General features: G+C 39.5%; 6 protein-coding genes and 1 riboswitch. Of the genes, 3 read left to right on the plus strand and 3 right to left on the minus strand.

From position 1 onward, the window contains the following. Nucleotides 1–512 precede the first annotated feature (512 nt). Nucleotides 513–1,199 carry a bifunctional demethylmenaquinone methyltransferase/2-methoxy-6-polyprenyl-1,4-benzoquinol methylase UbiE gene (gene ubiE, locus N2257_09975; protein MCX7794709.1) on the minus strand — a complete coding sequence of 229 codons (687 nt, stop codon included), beginning with the start codon at nt 1,197–1,199 and terminating at the stop codon, nt 513–515. A 179-nt stretch (nt 1,200–1,378) separates the two neighbouring features. On the opposite strand from ubiE, the gene N2257_09980 reads away from it, so the two are divergent. From N2257_09980 to N2257_09990, 3 genes are all read left to right on the plus strand, one after another. After that, entirely contained in the window at nt 1,379–2,533 is a 1,155-nt protein-coding gene (locus N2257_09980) for an ATP-binding protein (protein ID MCX7794710.1), read from the plus strand. A gap of 54 nt (nt 2,534–2,587) precedes the next feature. Then, a riboswitch (cyclic di-GMP riboswitch) is annotated at nt 2,588–2,666 on the plus strand. A gap of 59 nt (nt 2,667–2,725) precedes the next feature. After that, complete coding sequence (locus tag N2257_09985) at nt 2,726–3,145, plus strand: CBS domain-containing protein (protein ID MCX7794711.1); 420 nt, start codon at nt 2,726–2,728, stop codon at nt 3,143–3,145. A 50-nt stretch (nt 3,146–3,195) separates the two neighbouring features. Continuing rightward, nucleotides 3,196–3,864, plus strand: a complete 669-nt coding sequence (locus N2257_09990; GenBank protein MCX7794712.1) for an SDR family oxidoreductase — start codon at nt 3,196–3,198, stop codon at nt 3,862–3,864. Nucleotides 3,865–3,893: 29 nt separating this feature from the next. On the opposite strand, the gene N2257_09995 is transcribed toward N2257_09990, so the two are convergent. Both N2257_09995 and N2257_10000 read right to left on the minus strand, forming a co-directional pair. Beyond that, nucleotides 3,894–4,349, minus strand: a complete 456-nt coding sequence (locus N2257_09995) for a hypothetical protein (GenBank protein MCX7794713.1) — start codon at nt 4,347–4,349, stop codon at nt 3,894–3,896. A 534-nt stretch (nt 4,350–4,883) separates the two neighbouring features. Beyond that, on the minus strand, nt 4,884–6,562 hold a 1,679-nt coding region (locus N2257_10000; protein MCX7794714.1), incomplete at its 5' end, for a molybdopterin-dependent oxidoreductase.

Below are 6,562 nucleotides of genomic sequence, written 5' to 3' on the forward strand. Positions count from 1 at the left end.
TTGATATTCCCTCCATAAATCTGTTAAACTTAGGTCAGTGAGTTCTTTCACTGCCATGGGTGTGTCCTCCTTTCTTTAAAGATTTCCATTATATGGAGGATACACCCTTTTTGTTAATATTTAAATTTACACAGAAAATTTTACATTACCCAGTAATTCAAAAGAGTACTATCATACGAATTAAAGAAACAGCAGAAAGATTCTTGTAAGGCCATAACATTACGAGGCAAGAATTCCATATTAACTTGTAAACATTTGAATGCCTTTGTAAATGATTGCAAAGCTTTTATAACACAAAAACTGTTCTATTTAGAGAATTATTATATGGAGAGGATAAAATTGTCATGAAGATTTTGAATAAAAGATAGCTTTTACCTAAGGAGTCAAAAACAGGTTTGTGATTGTATGAGAAAATAAAGCTCTCTTTGCTTCTTCAAAGCATTTGCAAAAAAAGAGCAGACTTCTGAGAATGCAGAAAATATATCTTTTCTTTTTTAAAAAGGATAAATAAACTACCTTTTCTCCGCTACAAAGAGATTTGCTACTCCAAAGGTAAGGGAACGAGCAACCAGCACCTCAAAACCATTTTTCTTAAGAAGCTGAACGAACTCATTAAAGGTATAAAATCCCTCGATTGATGCAAAAAGGTATTTATAGGGAACGGGGTCTCCAATTATAAGTTTACTTATAACAGGTATTATTTTAGAAACATAAATCCTCCAGATATATCTGAAAAATCTATTTTCAGGTTTCATAAGCTCAAGACATACGAACCTTCCACCTTTCTTTAAAACCCTGTAATATTCTTGCAGCGCTTTTTCCGGTTGTGTTATATTCCTTATACCAAAAGAAACTGTGACAGCATCAAAAAATTCACTATCAAAAGGTATATCTCTTGAATCGGCTGTTATAAAAGAGAGATTCCCGTTATTTTTACTGTCCCTGCGAGCAATCTGGAGCAAATCCTCATTTATATCAATTCCCCATACAAAACCCCTTCTTCCAACCTTTTTAGAAATAAGAAAGGCAAGCTTGCCTGTTCCGGTGCAGACATCAAGTACATTCTCTCCCTCGTTAAGATAAGAGACAGCCTTTCTTCTCCAGTGATCATCAAGCCCCAGACTGAATAATGTACTCAGAAAGTCAATACGTGGAGCAACTGAAGAAAAAATCTTTCTTATAAACTCATCTCTGCTCACCAGAATATTATACTAAAATTAAAGCTTAAATTGCTCATCAATATGTAATAACATAACTCTTATAATATTATAAGGTAACACTCAGAAAAAGATAGTTTATACCTTTTCCGACAGGTTCAAGAGTAGTTTTTATATACATCCCTCAGATATAATAATAAAAAATTTTTAAGGTATTTAAAATGGACATACCTTTTGAAAAGCTCTTTATCCTCAAAGAAAGACTGGGCATCAGTGATGATTACCTGAGGATACTTGATCCTTTCAGAAAAATATTTACAGATAAGAAAGAGGCTTTTTCCAGCCATATCTATAATTATTTTTCTGAAATCCCTGATACCAGGATATTCCTTGAACACTACGAAAGACCGGGCTTTTTAAAGAAGGCCTGGGCAAACTGGTTTGAATACCTTTTCAACAGTTCCTTTAATGAGGAGTTCTTATCCTATCTCTGGAGAATAGGTAAAAGGCATGTTGAAGTAAACCTGGATCAGAGATATTCAAACTTGGGTTTTTCTATTGCAAGACAGTACTGTCATAGAATAATCCAGGATAGCATACCAGCAGAAAAGTCCCTGTCTGTCTCAGCTGTTGTTAACCGTCTTATTGATTTCTGTCTCCTGGTTGAAACGAGCGCATATATTCATATGATGTCCCGCTGTGATATGGAACTGATTATGGGTATTGCAGACAGGATCAGAAATAAAATAACTGTTATAGGAGGCAACATAAAAAGATTGAGTAAAAAGGTCGACCCTGCTGATCCAGACCGTGGTCTGTATGATTTCTTAATATCTCAAAGTTCTGCCTGTGAAAACATAGTTTTTGATATAAGGAGATTCTTTGAAATCGCAAGGAGAGAGCCGGAGATAGAAGAGATACCCGTTGAGGACCTCGTAAAAGAGGCTCTCAAGAGATTGAGGTTTAAGGATCTGGATTCCAGGGTGAGAATTGATATTAATCTCAGGCCTGAGGAAGCCCTTGTGCTTGGAGACAGAAAGGATTTATCAGAACTTTTTTATGAAGTGCTTTCAAACTCCTTTGATGCCCTAACTCCTGAAGACCCTTATATAAGTATTAAAGCTTCTTCTGATTCAGCTCTGCCCGGCAGGTTAAGAATAGAGATATTTAATAGAGGCATACCTCCACGGGCTGAAGACATTGAGAAACTCTTTACACCCTTTTTCTCAACAAAACCCCTTGGCTCGGGTTTTGGCCTTGCAATTGCTCAGATGGCTGCAAGAAAAAATTACGGTAAAATATCTATCGAACCTGTCGAAGGTAAGGGTACCAGGGTCATAATAGTACTGCCCGCACCATTATCTAATCCTTTTTAATTGCAGGCAGTTTAGCTTGACAGGGTATGTTTTAGGGAGAGATAATATATAAGTTCCCGACAAAGCCGAACCCTCTGCGAGGAGGGGGCGGAAAGCTTCGGGTCTTCTGATAGAAGACAGCCGGGTTGCCGAAGGAAAAAGTGAAAACCCGTCTTTTTAATTTTAGGGGGATTGGCCTGAAAGGAGGTCAATATGATAGTAAGGCAGATAATGAAGAAAGATTTAGTTACAGTTCCACTTACTGCCTCTGTTCATGATGCAGCTTTAAGAATGAAGGAGAACAATATTGGCACAGTCCTCGTGACGGATGAAAAGGGGAAACTGAAAGGTATATTAACAGACAGGGACATAGCACTGGCAGTGGCCGGTGATGCCAGGGATCCAAAATTTACATGCGTCTGCGACATTATGACCCCGGATCCAATAACAATAGATCCTGACGCTGACCTTGACTCAGCCATAAGAATAATGCAAAAAGCAAGGATAAGAAGAATTCCGGTGACAGAAAATGGAAAGCTTATCGGGTTCATTTCAGCTGATGATGTCGCAGCCGCTTTCAAAGAACAATTTGATCTCTTCATGGAACTTGAATCAGCCTATGCAAAACATTAAAAAATCTGAACCTAAAAGGCCAATCCCCCTTTGAAAGTGATGAAAAGTTAATGAAAGACAGGGTCGTTCTTATAACAGGTTCCAGTAACGGTATTGGCAGGGCAACTGCCTTAAGATTTGCCTCTGAAAAAGCAAAGGTTGTGATAACTTATTGCAATGACAGGTCTGGAGGTGAGGATACAGAAAAGAGATGTAGAGCACTGGGAGCTCAAGAAACGTTGCTTCTCAAGCTGGACCTGAGGGATAACCTGAGCATATTAAATAATGTTGATAAGATTATTAAGACCTTTGGCAGGATAGATATCCTCATAAACAATGCAGGTGTGGTGGTCTGGAAGCCACTGGATAAGCAGGAATTCAGTGATATAGAAAATCAGATAAGGACAAACCTTGAAGGGCTTATAAAGATGACGCGAGCATGCCTGCCCTATGTTGATAAGATGATAATAAATATATCAAGCGGTGCAGGTTTAAGAGGATTTCCAGAGCTTGCACCTTATTGCGCCACAAAATTTGGAGTAAGGGGCTTTACACAGGCACTTGCCCGTGAAATTTCAAGACCAAGGATATACACTGTCAACCCTGATATGACAAGCACCAGAATCACAGGTTTTCAGGGCAGACCTCCTGAACAGGTCGCAGAGGTTATTTTAAATTTGGCAAAGGGCAGATACAGAAAGAAATCAGGCAGTGATATTAATGTATGGGATTATGTTTGAGAAGAAGAGATGAAAACGCAAATAAATTATTACTCTCTTTTAACAGTAATAGAATCCTTACCGCTTAGGCCTCCCAGATCTATAGCAGTAATCACGATATAATTATTACCATATACAAGCGGCACTGTAGCACTCCATCTATGGTTGCATAAGTAAGGAGTACCAAGAAAATTGCATATCTGAACACTTTGATAAGTATCGCCACCTTGATTAGTTGTTTTGTTTTCCCATGTGACCTTAACACCTGTATCTTCAGCAGAACCTGAACAGCACCTCCAGTGAGTAGGGCTTATGAATGCCCTACCGCTTAGGTAAATTGAGTCATCATTAGTGGAGAAAGTAGGTTCAGTTGTTGGATATTCAATGGTCACCCAACCATTACCGTTTCTAAATTCATAATCTCCATTAACTCCACCACCTCCACAGCTGGCTGAAAAATATAAAAAAAGGATTATGCAGATTACTTTTTTCATAATTTTATCCATAAAGAAACCTACATTGCCTCATCTCAGCCTCAATCCTTCCTCTTACAGATAAACTTGCCACTTTTGGCTTAACAAGCTTCACTATCACGTTTTTTGCAAGGTCCTTCCCGGTTATATGGGCTGATGCTGCTATCTTTTGAGCGGTACGGGCAGGTGAATGGATAATGCTCGTGTATTTTATATTCTTGCTGTGGCATTATTATCAACTCCTGCTTAATTTTATCACGAATTAGACAAAATCATGAATTCAACCTGCCCCTGCTAAGATTATCTGTTCTTCTCCAAAGGGCATGCAATCAGCCCTCCAGACAGCTCCGCTGCTGTCTGACATAGCCATAGGTGTCACTGCCGGGTCTGTGTTGTAGAAATAAAATACTGTTGGCTCTTCCTTTACCGCAAGCCATTCAGATAAATATAATCTGCAATAAGATTCCTTACGGCGTCAGTCTCAGAAAGTATATTATTGTCCATGCCATATTTTAGGTCAAATAAATCTGCTATCAAATAAAATTTTTTATAACTATAATACTTCTCCTACACCATCACCCCTGTTTCTTTGAGCCAGAGGAGTCTGGAGCCTTTGATTACTGGTGCATTAAGGGATTCTATGAATCTCCTCGCATCAATATCATAGCCCTCTTTTTTCTTGAAGGGTGAAAGTTTCACCTTCTTTGGAAGTTTTATGAGGTTTTTGACCTCTGTTGCTCTTGGAAGCGTAAGTGTCACCTTCATTGTTTTTGCAATCTCTTTAAGTATCTCTCTATGAGTCTTTATACCTTCAGAAGGCTCCACTGTTTTTTGGAGTTTTCTGATTCTTCCAAGATAATCCACTATGCTACCTTCCTGCTCGAGATAGGATGCTACTGGAAGGACAATATCTGCATTCCTTGCAAGCTCTGTCATGTATGTTCCCTGATATATGAGGGTCTCAACATCAGGCCTTTTATTCAGAGGCACTTCTCCCATTACATAAAGAAGCTTCAGACCTCCTGATGCCATCTCTTTAATATTCTTTCCTGAAGGTATAATACCCATCATTACCACTCCCTTTGCATTTGCCTCAAGTGTAACTGATACTGACTTTCCTTTAATCAGCTCGAGGTTGGCTGAAGCTTTATAAAGCCCTGGTGCGCTCAGTATAAGAGGTGTTTTTGACTCAGCTATGAGTGTGGCTGCCTTTTCTGTTGCCTCTGAAACAGTAGCATCCTGAACTGCCTTTATAAGGCTGCTGTCCTTTGACAGGCCTTTATCAATAAGAGCCTTTGCTATAGACCTGAGGATCTCTGCCTCATCTCCTTTTAAACTTATGGTTGCTATTGATGAAAGGGGTATTTCCTCTGAGTTTATAACAATAAGCTTTGTTCCGGCACTAACCTTTTTCCTTATTATTGCATCAATGGATGCCAGTGCCCTTGTCCACTGACATGGATTGAGACCAACTACAACAAGGAGGTCTGCTTCCTCTATATCTACTCCAGAGGAGATAAGGCTGTCTTTGTCACCATAAAGGCTTACAGTGGAATCAAGATTCTTTGATTTTGCAACCTTTGTGACAAAGTTCTTTATTGTCAAGGCATCTTCATTTGTAATTGAGCCTGTTGTTATAAACCCAGCTTCCCTACCCGCCTTTTTGATTGCCTTTGAGACTGCATCCAGTGCCTCCTGCCATGTAGCCTCTCTAAGTTGGCCATCTTCTCTTATAAGAGGTGCAGTCAGCCTCTCATGTGATTCTGTTGAGTCATAGCCAAATCTACCATAGGCACAGATGAATCTCTCTGTTAAGCCTTCTGGAGCACCAGCATTTATCTTCATTATCCTGTTATTAAGCCTGCTTACAGTAATACTGCAGGCACCTCCGCAGAGAAGGCATACAGTGTTCTCTTTTTCGTATTCCCATTCCCTGCCCTTACGCCACCTGTCTGCTTCAAGCAGGGCATTTACAGGACAGACATCTATACAGCTTCCGCAGAAGGTACAGCCTGACTCCTGAAGGGGTTTATCAGCTGCAGTGGTAACCTTTGAGCCTACACCCCTTCCCATAAAGTCAAGGACATTTGTGTTCTGTGCCTTACATATCCTTACACACCTTCCACAGAGTATGCAGTAATCAGGGTCACGCTTTATAAAGGGATTTGCCTCATCAGGTGAAAAACCGAATCTCTTTCTTGTAAAGCTTGATTCCTTTATCTCAAACCTGTCTCTTATACACATCT

The organism is Thermodesulfovibrionales bacterium, assembly GCA_026417875.1.
GTDB lineage: Bacteria > Nitrospirota > Thermodesulfovibrionia > Thermodesulfovibrionales > CALJEL01 > CALJEL01.

Bases quoted from the DNA above. Each gene is read 5' to 3' on its own strand.
- N2257_09990 (MCX7794712.1), top strand. From the start codon at position 3,196: ATGAAAGACAGGGTCGTTCTTATAACAGGTTCCAGTAACGGTATTGGC.
- N2257_09985 (MCX7794711.1), top strand. From the start codon at position 2,726: ATGATAGTAAGGCAGATAATGAAGAAAGATTTAGTTACAGTTCCACTT.
- N2257_09980 (MCX7794710.1), top strand. From the start codon at position 1,379: ATGGACATACCTTTTGAAAAGCTCTTTATCCTCAAAGAAAGACTGGGC.
- N2257_09995 (MCX7794713.1), bottom strand. From the start codon at position 4,349: ATGGATAAAATTATGAAAAAAGTAATCTGCATAATCCTTTTTTTATAT.